Raw genomic sequence first — 16961 nt, 5'->3', positions numbered from 1 at the left:
TCTCGATTTAACAAACTCCAGATTCCGGGTCCGCGCTAACGCGCGTCCCGGAATGACTCAAGCTAAGAAGGAGCCCCCACCATGCCTACCATCACCACCAAAGACGGCGTCGAGATCTTCTACAAGGATTGGGGCTCGGGCCAGCCGATCGTGTTCAGCCATGGCTGGCCGCTGTCGTCGGACGATTGGGACGCGCAGATGATGTATTTCGTCACGCGCGGCTATCGCGTCATCGCCCATGACCGCCGCGGCCACGGCCGCTCGGCCCAGGTCGCCGACGGTCACGACATGGATCATTATGCCGACGATCTCGCCGCGCTCACCGCGCATCTCGACCTCAAGAACGCCCTCCATGTCGGCCATTCCACCGGCGGCGGCGAGGTCGTGCACTACATCGCCCGTCACGGCGAGAGCCGCGTCGCGAAGGCCGCGATCCTCTCGGCGGTGCCGCCTCTGATGGTGCAGACCGCGGCCAATCCCGGCGGCCTGCCCAGAAGCGTGTTCGACGATTTCCAGGCCCAGCTCGCCGCCGGCCGCTCGGCGTTCTACCGCGACATCGCCGCCGGCCCGTTCTACGGCTACAACCGCCCGGGCGCAAAACCACTGGAAGCCGTGATCGAGAACTGGTGGCGCCAGGGCATGATGGGCGGCGCCAAAGCGCATTACGACGGCATCGTCGCGTTCTCGCAAACCGATTTCACCGAGGATCTGAAGAAGATCAACGTCCCGGTTCTGGTGATGCACGGCGACGACGACCAGATCGTGCCGTACGCGGACTCGGCGCCGCTCTCGGCCAAGCTGCTGAAGAAAGGCATCCTGAAGACCTACAAGGGATTCCCCCACGGCATGCCGACCACCCACGCCGAGACGATCAACGCGGACCTCCTGGCGTTCTTTCGGGAGTGAGGCTTCACTAATCCTCCCCGTTGTTGTGGGACAGGGTGGCGCCGCGTAGCGGCGAGACGGGCGAGGGCTTAACTTGTGTGGAAATTTCGGGGCTCGCGCGCGTTGAGCCCCCTCCACTCCAGGAGAGGCGCCGGCGATGTCGCCCCAGCTCAAACTGATCGCGCTCGATGCCGACGATCTCGCCGTGATCTCGACCCATGTCCAGGACGCCCGTGTCCAGGCTTCCGACATCATCTGGCGGCAGAGCGAGAAGCGGCTTGTGGTCGGAATGAGCCGGCTGGACTGGGAGCAGACATTGGAGGGCGAGACCTCGCCGCGCCGGCTGGTCGCCGCGCTGCGTTTCGACCGTGTGCTCGCCTGCAAGTCGCGCAACATCGACCTCGCCGCGCCCGACAAGGTCCTGGATCTCGTCGGCATTGAATTTCACCCCCAGGACGGCCGCGCCGAGGAGCCCGGCGGCAGCGCCCTGCTGTTGTTCGCCCAGGGCGGCGCCATCCGCCTGGACGTCGAGTGCCTGGAATGCGAGCTGACCGACCTCGGGGCCGACACGCTGGGCACGGCAGTCGAGGGGAAGGGGTGACGCGGCCGTATACCAGCCCGAATGGGCTCGGGCCCTGGCCGGAACGGCATCTCCCGAGGGTTGACGCAGCTTCCCCGCCGCGCCATTGAGCAGGGGACCTGGTGCGCCGTCGACGACGTGGCCAAGCGTGGCGATGCCGCCCTGCTCGAGGCGACGGCCAGGTTCGACCGCTTGAAGCTGGATCCATCCTCCTTGCGCGTCTCCGCCGCCGAGATCGAGGCCGCCGTGAAGGCCTGCGAGCCTGCGACGCTGGATGCGCTCGAGCTCGCGCGCGACCGCATCGAGACCTATCACCGTCGCCAGCTGCCGAAGGACGAGCGCTTCACCGATCCGCTGGGCGTCGAGCTCGGCTGGCGCTACACCGCGATCGAATCCGCCGGGCTCTACGTCCCCGGCGGCACGGCGGCCTATCCGTCTTCGGTGCTGATGAACGCCGTGCCGGCGAAAGTCGCCGGCGTGTCGCGCCTCGTGATGGTGGTGCCCTCGCCGGACGGCAAGCTCAATCCGCTGGTCCTGGCGGCCGCCCATCTCGGCGGCGTCACCGAGATCTACCGTGTCGGTGGCGCGCAGGCCGTCGCCGCGCTCGCGCATGGCACCGCGACGATCGCGCCTGTTGCCAAGATCGTCGGCCCCGGCAATGCCTATGTCGCTGCCGCCAAGCGGCTGGTGTTCGGCAAGGTCGGCATCGACATGATCGCCGGCCCCTCGGAGGTGCTCGTCATTGCCGACGACACCGGCAACGCCGACTGGATCGCCGCCGACCTGCTGGCGCAGGCCGAGCACGATGCCAGCGCGCAGTCGATCCTGATCACGGACTCCTCGCGCCTCGCCGCCGACGTCGAAAAGGCGGTGGAAGCGCAGCTGAAGACGCTGCCGCGCGCGGCGATCGCCAGCGCGTCCTGGGCCGATTTCGGCGCCGTCATCATGGTGAAGAACCTGGGCGACGCCATCCCGCTCGCGGACGCCATCGCGGCCGAGCATGTCGAGATCATGACCGCCGATCCCGACGCGCTCGCTGCGAAGATCCGCAATGCCGGCGCGGTGTTCCTCGGACCGCACACGCCCGAAGCGATCGGCGATTATGTCGGCGGCTCCAACCACGTGCTGCCGACGGCGCGCTCGGCGCGATTCTCCTCGGGCCTGTCGGTGCACGACTTCATGAAGCGCACCTCGATCCTGAAATGCGGGCCCGACCAATTGCGTGCGCTGGGTCCCGCCGCGATGACGCTCGGCAAGGCGGAGGGTCTGGACGCCCACTCGCGCTCGATTGGATTGCGCCTCAATCTGTCATGACAAAGCCGCCCGAACAGGACGACTCGACCAATCGTATCGTCGGCGTCACGCTCGACGAGGACTCGATCGGCCGTTCCGGGCCCGACATCGAGCATGAGCGGGCGATCGCGATCTACGATCTGATCGAGCAGAATCTGTTCGCGCCCGAGGGTGCGGAAGGAAACGGCCCGTTCACGCTGCATATCGGCATCACCGGCAACCGGTTGATGTTCGACATCCGCCGCGAGGATGGTACGCCTGTCGTCGCGCATCTGTTGTCGCTGACGCCGTTCCGGCGGATCGTGAAAGACTATTTCATGATCTGCGACAGCTATTACCAGGCGATCCGCACCGCGACCCCGGACAAGATCGAGGCCATCGACATGGGCCGCCGCGGCATCCACGACGAGGGATCGCGCACGCTCCAGGAGCGGCTGAAAGGCAAGGTGCGGGTCGACTTCGAGACCTCGCGCCGGCTGTTCACGCTCATTACCGTCCTGCACTGGAAAGGCTGATCGCGCATGATCCCGAAAAGTGGGAACCGGTTTTCGGATCGGATCATGCGCAAAAACAAAAGAGCATAAGCGATGGCTGCGCCCTCACGCGCACGCGATCCGCAATCGGTGCTGTTCGCCTGTGCGATGAACAGCGTGCGCTCGCCGATGGCCGAGAGCCTATTGCAGCACATGTTTCCGCAAGGCCTCTACGTGAAGTCGGCCGGCACCCGGAAGGGCGAGCTCGATCCCTTCGCGGTCGCCGTGATGGGCGAGCTCGGCCAGGACATTTCCGGCCACAAGCCGCAGACCTTCGAGGAGCTGGAGGATTGGGAGGGACTGAATTTCGACCTCATCATCACGCTCTCGCCCGAGGCGCATCACAAGGCGCTGGAGCTGACGCGAACGCTCGCGGCCGAAGTCGAATACTGGCCGACGCAGGATCCCACCACCATCGAAGGCAGCCGCGACCAGAAGCTCGCTGCCTATCGCGATGTCTGCGATCAGCTCCTGATGCGCATCCGGCGGCGCTTCGCCAAGGTCGGCGCGGCGAGCGGGTGATCTCGTGCCCCGGACGCAGTGCAGCGCGTCTTCGCGATGCGCTGCAGAGCCGGGGCCCATCTCACCGCATGTGCAAGACCGTGGGTCCCGGCTCAGCGTCGCAGCATTTCACGCCCCGCCGCGTCCGGGACACGAGACCGGCCGTAACACCCGCGTCACAGAGAGCAGGCACAGCCATGGCGAGCACCTCGAATCACCAAACTCCGGTTCCCGGGTTGTTAAACCGGCCCCCTTCCGATAGGTTCCGCGCGCAATTCACCCTGCCTCATCCCCCAAATCACCTGATGCTTGGCCGCCCCAAATTCGTACTTGCCTCCGGCTCGCCGCGTCGGCTGTCGCTGCTCAACCAGGCCGGCATCGAGCCGGATGCGCTCCGGCCGGCCGATGTCGACGAGACGCCGAAGCGGGGCGAGCTGCCGCGCGCCTGCGCCAACCGGCTGGCCAGGGTCAAGGCCGACGCTGCGCTGAAGTCGGTGCAGCTCGACGACGAGCTGCGCGGCGCCTTCATCCTCGCCGCGGACACGGTGGTGGCGGTCGGCCGCCGCATCCTGCCCAAGGCCAACCTGGTCGACGAGGCCGCGCAGTGCCTGCGTCTGCTCTCCGGCCGCAACCACCGCGTCTACACCGCGATCTGTCTGGTCACGCCGCGCGAGGCCTTCCGCCAGCGCCTGGTCGAGACCCGCGTGCGTTTCAAGCGCCTCTCCGAGGACGATATCCAAGCCTATATCGGCTCGGGCGAATGGCGCGGCAAAGCCGGCGGCTACGCCGTGCAGGGCATCGCCGGATCCTTCGTGGTCAAGATGGTCGGGTCCTACACCAATGTCGTCGGCCTGCCGCTCTACGAGACCACGACGCTGCTCGGCGGCGAGGGCTTTCCGATCCGCTTCGGCTGGCTCAATACCACCGCCGTGTGAGCCCCAAGGCCGCGCCGACAAAAAACCTCGAAAACAACCCCATGCACAGTAGAATGGCCCCGCGGGGTCCGCGCCGCGGCGCATGTGCGGCTGCACCAGGAACCCGTTTCCTGGCAGGCGCTTGAACCCCGTCACCCCGTGTAAGCTGTCGACATCCATGGACGACAAGGTCAACAAGCCCACCGGGCCGCTCAAAACCTGCCCGATCTGCGGCAAGCCGCAGACGCAGGCCACCCGTCCGTTCTGCTCCTCGCGCTGCCGCGACGTCGATCTGAACCGCTGGCTGAAGGGCTCCTACGTCATCCCCGGCCGCGACGACGAGACCGACGACGTGGAATAGTCGCGCCTTATCAAGGCGTTAATGGCCTCGCTGAGAGGCTAAGCGGCCGCCACGGCCAGCCCGCCCATCTTGTGCACAGCAGGGCCGCGCCCGGCGCAGCCACTTGGCGAAGCCGGGTGGACAGGCCGCCCTCGGCCCACTATAAACCGCCCGCTCGATGGGCTTTGGCCCCTCTCTTGGAGCACGCCCAGGTAGCTCAGTTGGTAGAGCATGCGACTGAAAATCGCAGTGTCGGTGGTTCGATTCCGCCCCTGGGCACCATTTCCCGAATAGCTCTGTGCGTCGCCGCTGCGCCTCAACTCGCGTACAGATAGTTCGGCAACCACAGCGTCATGCCCGGCCAGAGATACATGATCACCATGCACAGGATCACGATCAGCATGTAGGGCATCATGCCGGCGAAGATCTGGTTCAGCGTGACGTGCTTCGGGGCGACGCCCTTGAGATAGAACGCCGACATCGCGACCGGCGGCGACAGGAACGCGGCCTGCAAGTTCACGAACACCAGCGTGCCCCAGAGGATCGGATCGATGTTGAAGTGCTTCAGCATCGGCAGGAAGATCGGCACGAAGATGATGATAATCTCGGTCCATTCGAGCGGCCAGCCCAACAGGAAGATGATCGCCTGCGACAAGATCATGAACTGCAGCGGCGTCATGTTGAGCGACAGCACCCAGCTTTCCAGCAGCGCCTGACCGCCGAGGATGGCGAACACCGCCGAGAACAGCGCCGAGCCGACGAACAGCCAGCACACCATTGCGGTGGTCTTGGCGGTCAGGAACACCGCTTCCTTGGTGCGCGTCCAGTTGAGCGTGCGGGCGTGGAAGGCGAGGATGAAGGCGCCGGCGGCGCCGACGCCGGCTGATTCGGTCGCGGTGGTGATGCCGAACAAGATCACCCCCAGCACCACGACGGTGAGGATGCCGAGCGGCATCACCGACGACGTCAGGAGCTTCAACACCTCGAAGCGTTCGCCGTCCATGCGCAAGTAGGAGCGCACCGTCCACGCCGCCATCACGGCGGCTGATATCGCGAACCAGATGTAGAACTGGGCGTCGGGACCCTTTTCGGCGGGCGACAGCTCCTTCGGCTCGACCGCGCTGCCGAGCTGCTGCAGGCCTTCGATGGCTTCGCTCGCGGCGCCGGGCTGCTGGTGGATGACGACATACCACCAGACCGTCGCGAGCGTACCCGCAGTCAGCAGGAACGGCACCAGCGATATGAGGAAGTTCTGCACGATCGCGCCATAGCCCATCGGCTTGCCGTCGATCTGGAGCATCTTCGCCTTTGCAGGCGAGAGCAGCGCCTTGAACAGGCCGACGAACAGGTTCGGCGAATACAGCGTCGCGAAATTCCTGATCCATTCGGGCACGTTGACGCGGGTCTGTTCCTCCGGCAGCGGCGGGGCGATCTTCGGATTGATCATCGCCCAGCCGACGATGTAGACGAGATAGAGGAACGCCAGGAAGAAGCCGGGAAGCATCGCCGCCGCATAGAGCTTGACCACCGACTGGCCGGCGACCGCGGCATAGACGATGATCATCACCGAGGGTGGGATCAGGATGCCGAGCGTGCCGCCAGCGGTGATGACTCCGGAGGCGAGCTTCACGTCATAGCCGGCGCGCAGCATCGGGCTGAAGGCGATCACGCCCATCAGCACCACCACCGCGCCGACGAGGCCGGAGGCGATGCCCCAGAAGGTGCAGACGATCAGGGTTGCGACCGCCAGCGAAGCGGGCAGGCGGCGGAAGGCGAGCTGGATCGAATAGAACATCTTGTCGACCAGCGCTCCGCGCTCCATCACGTAGCCCATCAGCACGAACAACGGGATCGAGATCAATACGTCGTTGGTCATCGCGCCGTAGGTGCGCTGGACCATCAGCTCGAAGACCTTGTTGTGCGTCCAGTTCTGCGATGGGTCATAGAAGGCGATGAAGCCGAAGAACATGCCAAGGCCCATCAGCGTAAACGCCGTGGCAAAGCCCATCATGATGACGACGACGATGAGCGTCAGCATCAACAGGCCGAGCGCGGGATCGCTCATGTGTTCAGGTCCCCGCCCATGCCGCGCTGCCGCGCCATTTCATCGATGCGCGCCGCGCCCTCGATGGCGAGCTTGCGCGATTCCTCGTCCACGAATTCAGAGTGCGCGAGTTGCTCCCCGATGACGTCGGTCTCGGCGACGTCGGCAAGACGGCCCGGCCATTCGCCGGTCTTCAGGCACACGATGCAGCGGATGATCTCGCCGATCCCCTGCAGCATGATCAGCGCGCCCGCGATCGGGATGACGGTCTTGAAATGGTAGACCGGTGGGCCCTCCGCCGTGACGTTGGAATGCTCGTTGATGTGCCAAGAATCCGCGGCGTAGAAATAGCCTGCATAGATCAGCGCGGCGATGCCCGGAATGAAGAACACGAAGTAAAGAACGAGGTCGAGCGCGGCCTGCGTGCGCGGGCGCATCGAGGAGTACAGGAAATCGCCGCGGACATGGGCGTTCTGCGCCAGCGTATAGGCGCCGGCCAGCATGAACAGCGATCCATACAGCATGTTCTCGGCGTCGAAGATCCATGCCGTCGGCATGTTCGCGGCGTAGCGCTTGAACACTTCGATGCAGACGACGCTCATCAGGACGATCATCAGCCAGGCGGTCGCCTTGCCGACCCAGGTCGAGATGCCGTCGATCTTGTACAGTAAACTCTGGACGCTCATGTGATACGGTTCGGCATAAAAACCATCCCAACATAACACAAGGCACCGTCCGGAGGATGGTCCGGACGGTGCCTTGCCGGGTTTATTTCGGCATCAGAGCTTCTTGGCCGCGGCGTTGGGCCCAAAATAGTGGTCGTAGGCCATGCGGCGGTTCACCACCGTATCCTGCTCCCATTGCGTCGCACGCCTGGCGAACGCGATCTGCGACTGCACGATCTCCTTGAACAGCGGATTCTCCGCCGCCTTCTTCTTGACCACGTCGTCGTAGATCTCGAGCTGCAGCTTCAGGATTGCATCGGGCGTCTTGTAGAACTTGACGTTGTCTTTGGTCTGCAGCTCCACATAGTCCTTGGAATAGCGGTCGATCGCCTTCCAGGACATATCTGCCGAGGCTGCGTCCACCGCGTTGGCGATGATCGCCTTCATCTTCTCCGGGAGCGCGTTGTACTTGTCCTTGTTGAACGTGATCTCGAGCTGCTCGGCGTTCTGATGATAGCTCTGCAGCATGCAGACCTTGGATACGTCGGGGAAGCCGAGCACGCGGTCGGAGGTGGCATTGTTGAACTCCGCCGCGTCCAAGAGGCCGCGGTCCATGGCAGCTACGATTTCGCCGCCGGGCAGCGCGTTCACGGCTGCGCCCATCCCCGCATACACGTCGATGGAGATTCCGACGGTGCGGAATTTCAGGCCCTTGATATCCTCGGGCTTGGTGATCGGCTTTTTGAACCAGCCGAAAGGCTGGGTCGGCATCGGCCCGTAGGGGAACGAGACGACGTTGGCGCCGATCGACGCATAGAGCTTTTCGAGCAGCTCCTTGCCGCCACCGTAGCGGTGCCAGGCCAGCAGCATATTGGCGTCCATCGCAAAGCCCGGGCCCGAGCCCCAGAGCGCCAGCGCGGTCTGCTTGCCGTAGTGATAGACCAGCACGCCGTGGCCGCCGTCGAGCACGCCCTTGGACACGGCATCGAGCAGGCCGAAGGCGGGCACGACAGCGCCTGCCGGCAGCACTTCGATCTTGAGCTCGCCGCCGGTCATGTCGTTGACCTTCTTGGCGTAGTCGAGGGCGTATTCGTGGAAAATGTCCTTTGACGGCCAGGTGCTTTGCCAGCGCATGCTGATCGGCCCCTGGGCGCTGACGACGTTCGGCGCCGCCACCGTCGCGGCGGCTCCCGCAGCAGCGACCTTGAGAAAGCCGCGGCGACTCGAAGTTCTGCTCTTGTTTGATTTGGTCATGGCTGCCTCCCTCCCCTTGGAAGAGCGATCCCTTGCGGATCAGCTCCTTTTTGTTGGAACAAGTCAAAGTCCTGCGCTGGGCTTTGGCAAGAATGTTCGGATTGATGCGACTCTTCGACGCGGGACTACGGGTGATGACGCACCGCACCAGGACCGGACCACGGCGTGGCCGCCTTTCGGAAGAGCAGATATCGGAATCCTGAAAGAGCAGGGGGGCGACGCGCCACCTCCTCTCCTCGTTCGATACCTGCTCCCATCAAAACGCGCTCGCCGCCGACTGGGGCGAAGCCGAACTGCGGTCACACTGCACTGCACTCGATGCACGCTCGCGAGAACTCCGCGGCCGCGGGAGTCTGCGAGCGATCCGGCGAAGATCAAGATCGAGCCGACGTTGCCTCAATGGTGGGCCGACACGCCCTTGACGCACTGCGTCAACAGATCCGCGGGCGCGGATTGCCCGACATCGCCCAGGCTGATCATGCCGACCATCCGCTTGCTCTTGTTGATCACCGGCAGCCTGCGGATCTTCAGCGTCTCCATGTGATGCACGGCTTTCGCCAGATCGTCGTCTTCCCGGCAGCAATGGATGCCTTCGGTCATCACGTCCCGTGCGGTCATGCGCGCGGCCTCGAAGTCCTTGCGCGCAAGGCCTTTGCAGACGATGTCGCGATCAGTCACCATCCCGATCAAATGGTCGTCTTCGCCGATCGGAATGCAGCCAATGTCGTGCCCCCGCATCAACTTCGCGATCTCGGTGATCGGGGTGTCGGGGCTGACCCAATCGACGCCCTTGTGCATCACGTCCCTGACTTTCATGGAGGACCTCCCTTGCGAACGCAGCCCCCGCGATGTGACTATACAACGAAACGGGCGCAACCGCACGCGTCGCCGCGACGGGCGTGCCTGGAATCATCCTGCTGTCATGCCGCGTCAGTCGTGCACACTGAAGCGTCCATGCGGTGCACTGGCCGTCAGGCGCGCGAACTGGGCATGAGTGAGCTGAAGCAGCGTCTCGTGATCGCCGGCTTCGATGTAGACCTCGGGCTGGGCCTGGATGCTGTCGTCGACGATGAGATCGAGGCCGTAGCACCGGCCGACCGCCGGAACGGCTCCGGGCGCGCAGTCCGCGAACAGCCGGTTGATCTCGCTTTCGTTGGCCATGGCGAGATCCTCGCCAAGCCTCTCCTGCAGGTCCGGCAGGTTGAGATGGTGCGATGCCGGCACGACCGCAAGCATGTAGCCGCCGTCATGCCGCAGCACGACGGCCTTGGCGAGGTGATCGCCCGAGACGTGACAGGCCTGCGCCGTGCGCGCGGATGACATGGTAAAAGTGTGCGGAATCTCGACATACTCGATGTTTTCGGCAGCCAGATACCGGTGCAATGTGGGGGCAATGGTCATGGTGTAGCCTTTCAGATGGGTGTGTGAGCCATCCATCGTTAGGCTGCCCCGCCGCACGATGGGCGGCCGCGTGATTGCCGAACTTCAGCATAGGCCTTACCCTCGAAGGCCGCAATCGGAGCGTTTTCCGGCGAAGTGGACACCGGTTCGCGCGAAGACAATGCGCAAGGCAAGGATCTAGAACCCGGTTCCGATTCAATCGGAGCGGAAACGGGTCTTGGACGTTCGAACCGCGCGGCGCCCATCGCATCTGTCTGGCGCGGCGCCCGCATCTGGTGCTGGTCTCGGACGATGCTGTGGGCCGGGCGCCAGAGCCGGGACATCCCCGAGGTGTGGCTGCCCCCCTGAGGCACTACCCTCATTCGCTATACGTGGCCGGCGCCCGCTGATATGATCCTCGGACGGTAGACGGCAGCTTGCCACCATACTTTTTCTGCGATGCCGGCCTTCTGATCGGACCTCGATCCCGCTCGCGCCCTTTCGTATTGCCTCAACAAGAACGCTGAACAAATTCGTCAACGGCTGCCGCGTCCCCGCTCACATCAGGAGATGTGCCATGGCTGCATCGGACTGGCGTCTCGAAGGCGAATGGATGAAGAACTGCACCTGCGCGTTTGGCTGCCCCTGTGATTTCAACGCACGGCCGACCCAAGGCTATTGCAAGGGATTGGTCGCCATGCGGATCGCCAAGGGGCATTTCGAAGGGACCAGGCTCGATGGTCTCTGCTTTGCGATCACGGTCGATTTCCCTGGTCCGCTGCACGAGGGCAACGGGACGATCCAGCCCATCATCGATGAACGCGCCACGGAGGAGCAGCGTCAGGCGTTGTTCGATATCTTTTCCGGCAAGCATTCGGCCGAAGGCACGCTTTTCCAGATCGTCAGCATGATCGTTACCAAGATCCATGATCCGGTGTTTGCGCCGTTCGAGTTCTCCTTCGACAAAGATGGACGCGTCGCAAGACTCGTCGCCAAGGGCGTGCTCGAGACCGATGTCGAGCCGATCAAGAATCCGGTGACCGGTGATCCGCACCGCATCCAGGTGGTCATGCCCGAGGGGTTCGAACATCGGGCGGCCGAGGTCGCATCCGCCAACATCCGCTCGACCGGCGCGATCCCGTTCGAGACCCGCGGTACGCATAGCTCGCTCGCCAATGTCGTGCAGACGCCCACGGGCGTTGCGGCATGATGGGGCGCTGACACCGGCATAAGATCTCGGTGTCAGCTCCTCATCGCTACGGACAAATCGATGCAGGGGCGCTCGATACTCGAACACTTGCTCCACCGCGACCGGCTGATCGTCGCGATCGGGACCGCCGCAGTGGTGGCGCTCGCCTGGGCCTATCTCGTTGCGGGCGCCGGCATGGATACCGAGATGATGGCCGACATGCCGGACATGGCGCCGATGCCGTGGACGCCATTCTATGGCGCGCTGCTGTTCGTGATGTGGTGGGTGATGATGATCGCGATGATGGCGCCGAGCGCGGTGCCCACCGTTCTCTTGTATGCGACAGTCAAGCGCAAGCAGGAGACTGCCTCCCGCGCCGCAATCGATACCTGGATCTTTCTCGCCGGCTATCTCGTGACGTGGGCCGGGTTCAGTCTCGCTGCTGTCCTGGTGCAAGGAGCGTTCGAACGCTTCGGGTTGCTGTCGATGGCAATGGCGAGCACCAGCGCGATTCTGGGCGGCGGCGTTCTGATTGCAGCTGGGCTTTATCAGTTCACGCCGCTCAAACAGGCCTGCCTGCGCTATTGCGAGAGCCCGCTGTTGTTTCTCAGCCGATATTGGCGGCCCGGCACGCGCGGCGCATTCCGGATGGGACTTCGCCACGGCAGCTACTGCGTCGGCTGCTGCTGGTTTCTGATGGCATTGCTGTTCGTCGGCGGGGTGATGAACCTGGCCTGGATCATCGGCATCGCGCTCTATGTCGCCGGCGAGAAACTGCTGCCGTTCGGCCAACGACTGAGTTATGCGGCAGGCGCGCTCCTCATCCTGTCCGGCACGATCGTTGTTGCGCGCGCGATGTGAAATGCGGTCCAAAGATGGTTAAAATGCGCCGCTCTCGACATCCCGATGTGCTTGATTGCTCAAAACCGGCCGGTCTCCGTGATGATACGGATGCATTGAGCTAAAGAATTGAGCTACGTCCAAACAGAAACTTAAGGCTGTTTCCCCTAGGTTTGCGCCATGAACAGCGCCCGCCTATGGCGGCGGGTGTCCCTGTGCAAGTCGAGGCGGAGACAAGGCGATGCCAATCCTGCGGGCGAGCGCAGTTCTGCCCTGGCGGCCGAAGCGGGGGTGCGCGTCGTGATTCCCGCAGGGGCAGTCCGCAAAGCCGGAAGAGCGATCTTGCGGAATGGCCCGCTGCAGATCGCATTGTTCTTTCTGCCCCTGGTCTGGATCGGCTATTTCGCAATCACCGCCTCTGAGCGGATGGATGCGATCCAGCAAGCGCGGTCGCACGGCAACAGCGTCGCCGAATTATTCGAGGAGAACACCGAGCGCATCTTCGAGCGCGTGGATCAGTCGTTGCTGGTGGTACGGGCACTCTACGCCCAGGATCCGCAGGCCTTCAGCCTGAAGTTCTGGTCCGACAAGGCCCGCATCGCCACCGGCGACGTGGTCCAGTTCGCACTGATCGGATCGGACGGGTACATGATCGAGACGACGGCCGGCTATTCCGGTCCGCCGCTCTATCTCGGTGATCGCGAGCACTTCATTCACACCATGTCGCAGGCCGACGATCGCCTTTACGTGGCGAAGCCGGTGCTGGGCCGCGCGTCGAAAAAGTGGACGATACAGCTCGCGAGAAAGCTGTTCGACTTCGCCGGCAATCCGGTCGGCGTGGTTGTCGGCTCGATCAGCGTCGACGTCGTCGGCAGGTTCTACGACACCGCAAAGCTCGGCGTCGGAGGAACGCTGGTGCTCAGGAATGCGAACCACGTCGTGCTCGCCGCCCGGGGCGTGGACCAGGGTTCCGTGCTGGGACAAAGCGCGCCGGGCCGCGTCGAGGGCGAACTGGGCGACGGCTTCTATGCGCAATATTGGAATGAGAACCGACCGAACCGCAGCGACCGACTGATCACGGCGCGCAGGTCGCGCGCGTTTCCTCTCATCTTCACTGTCGGCATTTCGGAGCAGGAGATTTATTCCCGCTCCGCCTTCAGGCAGAAGATCTATCTCGGCGGCGCGCTGCTGCTTACGTTCATCATCCTCGTCGCGACGACATTCCATTGGCGACGGCAGCAGGCGCTGGATCGCGCCCACCGCGAGCGGCGCGATTTCGCCAGCAAGTTCGAGGATGCGCTCAGGAACCTTCCCCAGGGCTTGAGCATGTTCGACGGCAATGACCGCCTGATTGCGTTCAACCGGCAATGGCTCGAACTTTATGACCTCGTGCCGGAAGAGATCCGGATCGGCATGGACTTCCGGGAGGTGTTCGCGAAGCAGACCGCCGTGCTCGACGTCGAGACGTACCTCGTCGATTTGAAGAGCCGGCTCGCTCAGTCGGAGCAGATCTCGAACACCGTGCAGTTTCCGGATGGACGGGTCGCCTACATCTCCTACGGCCGGCGCGAGGGCGGCGGCTGGGTTGCCACGCACGAGGACATCACCGAGCGCAAGGCGTCGGCGGACCGCATCGAGCGGCTCGCGCATTACGATAGCCTGACCGGCCTTGCCAATCGCAACCTGTTCAAGGAGCGCCTCGACGAGGCGCTGGCCCGCTCGCGCCGGCTGGAGCCCGCGTTCGCCGTACTCCTGCTCGATCTCGACAAGTTCAAGTCGGTCAATGATGCGCTCGGCCATCAATGCGGCGATGCGTTGCTGACGCAGGTCGCCGACCGGATCAGGGCGCAGATCCGCGATACCGATACGGCGGCGCGAATCGGCGGCGACGAGTTTGCCGTGATCGTGGCACCCGGCCGGGCGGCGATGCGCGACGGCGCTGCAAGCCTGGCCGCGCGGCTGATCCAGGCTATTGCCGAGCCCTATCACATCGATGGCCATCCCGTCGTGATCGGCTGTAGCATTGGCCTTGCGCTCGTGCCCGAGCACGGCACGCGGGTCGACGAGATCCTTCGCAACGCCGATCTTGCACTCTACAGGTCGAAGAATGCCGGCCGAAGCTGCTTCCACGTCTATTCAGCGGAGTTCAAGGCGGAAGCGGATCAGCGCAACGTGCTCGAGATCGAGCTGCGTGAAGCGGTCTGGCGCGAGGAGATCGAGCTGTTTTATCAGCCTGTGATCGAGCTTGGCGCCGGTCGGGTAAAATCGGTCGAGGCTCTGGCGCGCTGGCATCACCCCACCAGGGGCTACATCCCTCCGGCGGAGTTCATTGCGGTTGCGGAGGCGGGGGGACTGATCGTCGAGCTCGGCTATCAGGTGCTCGCCAAAGCCTGTCGCGATGCGATGAGCATGCCGGCCGACGTCAAGGTCGCTGTCAATCTCTCCGCCCTGCAATTTGCCAGCGCCAATCTCGTCGACACCGTGACCTTTGCGTTGACGCAGAGTGGGCTTCCGCAAACCCGGCTCGAGCTCGAGATCACCGAGAGCGTATTTCTCGCCGACACCGAGGAGAACCTCAGGACGCTGCAGCGCCTCAAGGCGCTCGGCGTCTCCATTGCGCTCGACGATTTCGGTGTCGGATACTCGTCCTTGTCCTATTTGACGGCCTTTCCTTTCGACAAGGTCAAGATCGACAAATCCTTCATCGACAGGATCGATCGCAGCGAGACCGTCGCCGTGCTGAAATCCATCGTGCAGCTCGCAAAGACGCTGAAGCTGTCGATCGTCGCCGAGGGGGTCGAGTCCTCCGAACAGGTCAGACTGCTCCAATCACTCGGCATCCCGCTCGGCCAGGGATTTCACTTCAGCAAGCCCGTGCCGCTCGCAAATCTCTCCTGGCAAGCCCCCACGGCGCGCCGGAAACGGCGGGTGGCGTGAGCTGAATGCCTCAGTCGTCATCATGACCCGCCACTGCAGCCCTTGCGGCCAAGAGTAGCAAGCTGAGTAGGTGAACCTCCCTCGCCTGAATTGCCGAAGGACCGCGCCGCTCGGAGGACTGATCTCGCCGGTCGAGCAGGCTGATCGGCTCGGACCATGCGCCGAGCTCGCGCTCCGTCAGAAGCCGAAGCGCAATCCGGCGTTCACTCCAACGCTGTTCGCGCCGCGACTGGCGACCAGTCCCTCGGCCGAAACGGTGAGCCGCGCATTTGGACTGACGTCGTAGCCGATGCCGCCGGCGATCCGGACATAGGTGTCGTTGAACGGCCGCACCGGCGTGAAGATCGGCACGCCCGGTGCCAGAGTGAACGTCGTCTGCAACACCCGCGTCGCATCGCGCAGGTCCTTCTCCACGGTGACGTCGACGAAGCTGTCGGCCCGTGCACCGAAGGCGGCGATACGAGGTTGGAAGCGAATTCCGCCGCTGACTACGGCTGATTGTAGCGACTGGCCTGCGACCATCTGGGTCAGGAATGGATCGCCGGTCTCCGAATAGCCGTCCACACGGGTGTGCGAATAGGTGAAGCCGCCGATCGGGCCCAGACGCCCGAGGCCCACGTCAAAAAGGTACCCGGCTTTGATCGCGGCGACGCTTGTGTTTCCATCGGTCCTTGGGGTGATCGGCGCGCCAAATCCGGTGCGCGAAACGTCAAATCGATTCCAGCCATAAGCTGCAACCGCGTGCACGAACAGCGCGCTGGTGTCGTAGGCGAAAAAACCACCGAGATGGTAGGAGTCGAGGTCCGTCGAGCCAAGTCCCTGCCTGAAATCGGCGGCCGTGCGGGTGTAGCCGAAGGTTGGACCGATGGTGACGTTCGGCGTGATGTAGAACTTTGCTCCGGCCAGCACGCCGCCGGAATCATAGCTGTACTTGGTCGAGCCGAATGCGTCGGCGCGGTCGCCGTGATGGTAATTCCCTTGAACGAACAGCGCGATCCGACAAGGATTTGCGATCGGCGGTGCCTTGACGACGGGAGCCTTGGTGACCAGCGGCGCTGGCGCAGCGGGCGCCTGATCGAGGCAGGCTTGTCCGCGGCCGGTGTCGAGCTGCGAAAACAGGTCACGGGAAAAATCCTGGCCGCTGAGCTGGGCCATGCTCGGCAGCGCCGCCGCGGTCTCCGGCGCGAATAGAAGGTTTGACGCCACGCGCTGGAGATAGCCGGTTCCGAGCGCCGCGATCGGGGAGGCCGCGAGCTGGATCACGATCGCCGATGAACTGTTGCCGGTCTGCGCGACCGCAGAGGCATTGGTCGGGCCGATCTGGATGACATAGGCATGGCTGAAATCGCCGGCCTGGGTGATCGCGGCGGTATTTGTTGCATCAACCTGGATGATCGCGGTACGGTTGTAAAAACCGGTCTGCGTGACCGTCGCCAACGGATTCGGCGCCAGCTGAACGATGCCCGCAATGTTCTGCCCGGGTCCGAACGCCTGGTTCACGACGATCGGCCCGTCCAAGGATACAAAGCCGTAGCCGGTGGTATCGATGAAACCAGTCTGGGCGCTCGCCGATTCAGCGAGCACAATGGCGGCCACCGCGAGCGCG

At 63.8% G+C, this 16961-nt stretch carries 16 protein-coding genes and 1 tRNA gene; 11 read left to right on the top strand and 6 right to left on the bottom strand.

Translation table 11 applies throughout. The annotated features are described in order from the left end of the window. The first annotated feature begins 81 nt into the window (after positions 1 to 81). The 8 genes from HZZ13_RS12830 to HZZ13_RS12795 all read left to right on the top strand — a co-directional run bounded on the left by HZZ13_RS12830 (position 82) and on the right by HZZ13_RS12795 (position 5328). Entirely contained in the window at positions 82 to 906 is an 825-nt protein-coding gene (locus tag HZZ13_RS12830; protein ID WP_036039828.1) for an alpha/beta fold hydrolase, read from the top strand. A gap of 136 nt (positions 907 to 1042) precedes the next feature. After that, the gene (locus HZZ13_RS12825) at positions 1043 to 1486 is read left to right on the top strand and encodes a DUF2948 family protein (protein WP_197959946.1); all 444 of its coding nucleotides are present in this window, start codon (positions 1043 to 1045) and stop codon (positions 1484 to 1486) included. 21 nt (positions 1487 to 1507) lie between these two features. Beyond that, positions 1508 to 2779, top strand: a complete 1272-nt coding sequence (hisD, locus tag HZZ13_RS12820; RefSeq protein ID WP_197959945.1) for a histidinol dehydrogenase — start codon at positions 1508 to 1510, stop codon at positions 2777 to 2779. Continuing rightward, the gene (locus tag HZZ13_RS12815) at positions 2776 to 3273 is read left to right on the top strand and encodes a UPF0262 family protein (RefSeq protein WP_197959944.1); all 498 of its coding nucleotides are present in this window, start codon (positions 2776 to 2778) and stop codon (positions 3271 to 3273) included. The genes hisD and HZZ13_RS12815 overlap by 4 nt, the downstream gene beginning before the upstream one ends. A 72-nt stretch (positions 3274 to 3345) precedes the next feature. Continuing rightward, positions 3346 to 3813: an arsenate-mycothiol transferase ArsC gene (locus tag HZZ13_RS12810; RefSeq protein WP_197959943.1), complete on the top strand. Its 468-nt coding sequence runs from the start codon at positions 3346 to 3348 to the stop codon at positions 3811 to 3813. Between the two features lie 284 nt (positions 3814 to 4097). After that, positions 4098 to 4727: a Maf-like protein gene (locus HZZ13_RS12805; protein ID WP_197959942.1), complete on the top strand. Its 630-nt coding sequence runs from the start codon at positions 4098 to 4100 to the stop codon at positions 4725 to 4727. Positions 4728 to 4884: 157 nt separating this feature from the next. Then, a complete protein-coding gene (gene yacG, locus HZZ13_RS12800; protein WP_197959941.1) occupies positions 4885 to 5067 on the top strand; it encodes a DNA gyrase inhibitor YacG in 183 nt (60 codons plus the stop codon). A 185-nt stretch (positions 5068 to 5252) separates the two neighbouring features. Then, positions 5253 to 5328, top strand: a tRNA-Phe gene (locus HZZ13_RS12795). Positions 5329 to 5362: 34 nt separating this feature from the next. Here the strand turns inward: HZZ13_RS12795 and HZZ13_RS12790 are convergent. The 5 genes from HZZ13_RS12790 to HZZ13_RS12770 all read right to left on the bottom strand — a co-directional run bounded on the left by HZZ13_RS12790 (position 5363) and on the right by HZZ13_RS12770 (position 10446). Continuing rightward, a complete protein-coding gene (locus HZZ13_RS12790) occupies positions 5363 to 7111 on the bottom strand; it encodes a TRAP transporter large permease (RefSeq protein WP_197959940.1) in 1749 nt (582 codons plus the stop codon). Next, a complete protein-coding gene (locus tag HZZ13_RS12785; protein WP_197959939.1) occupies positions 7108 to 7776 on the bottom strand; it encodes a TRAP transporter small permease subunit in 669 nt (222 codons plus the stop codon). The genes HZZ13_RS12790 and HZZ13_RS12785 overlap by 4 nt, the downstream gene beginning before the upstream one ends. A gap of 93 nt (positions 7777 to 7869) precedes the next feature. After that, a complete protein-coding gene (locus HZZ13_RS12780; RefSeq protein WP_197959938.1) occupies positions 7870 to 9009 on the bottom strand; it encodes a TRAP transporter substrate-binding protein in 1140 nt (379 codons plus the stop codon). A gap of 396 nt (positions 9010 to 9405) precedes the next feature. Further along, positions 9406 to 9825: a CBS domain-containing protein gene (locus HZZ13_RS12775; protein WP_197959937.1), complete on the bottom strand. Its 420-nt coding sequence runs from the start codon at positions 9823 to 9825 to the stop codon at positions 9406 to 9408. A 114-nt stretch (positions 9826 to 9939) separates the two neighbouring features. After that, positions 9940 to 10446: an aminoacyl-tRNA deacylase gene (locus HZZ13_RS12770; RefSeq protein ID WP_246504401.1), complete on the bottom strand. Its 507-nt coding sequence runs from the start codon at positions 10444 to 10446 to the stop codon at positions 9940 to 9942. Positions 10447 to 10966: 520 nt separating this feature from the next. Here HZZ13_RS12770 and HZZ13_RS12765 point away from each other — a divergent pair. The 3 genes from HZZ13_RS12765 (at position 10967) to HZZ13_RS12755 (ending at position 15355) form a co-directional block, all read left to right on the top strand. Continuing rightward, positions 10967 to 11599, top strand: coding sequence for a DUF1326 domain-containing protein (locus tag HZZ13_RS12765; RefSeq protein ID WP_197959936.1), 633 nt, complete (start codon positions 10967 to 10969; stop codon positions 11597 to 11599). Between the two features lie 186 nt (positions 11600 to 11785). After that, positions 11786 to 12439 carry a DUF2182 domain-containing protein gene (locus tag HZZ13_RS12760; protein ID WP_311972633.1) on the top strand — a complete coding sequence of 218 codons (654 nt, stop codon included), beginning with the start codon at positions 11786 to 11788 and terminating at the stop codon, positions 12437 to 12439. Between the two features lie 321 nt (positions 12440 to 12760). After that, complete coding sequence (locus HZZ13_RS12755; protein WP_210349308.1) at positions 12761 to 15355, top strand: bifunctional diguanylate cyclase/phosphodiesterase; 2595 nt, start codon at positions 12761 to 12763, stop codon at positions 15353 to 15355. A gap of 177 nt (positions 15356 to 15532) precedes the next feature. Here the strand turns inward: HZZ13_RS12755 and HZZ13_RS12750 are convergent, their stop codons facing one another. Next, entirely contained in the window at positions 15533 to 16951 is a 1419-nt protein-coding gene (locus tag HZZ13_RS12750; RefSeq protein ID WP_210349307.1) for an autotransporter domain-containing protein, read from the bottom strand. Positions 16952 to 16961 lie beyond the last annotated feature (10 nt).

It is taken from the genome of Bradyrhizobium agreste, from assembly GCF_016031625.1.
Lineage (GTDB): Bacteria > Pseudomonadota > Alphaproteobacteria > Rhizobiales > Xanthobacteraceae > Bradyrhizobium > Bradyrhizobium agreste.
This window is presented reverse-complemented; position numbering and strand designations above follow the sequence as displayed.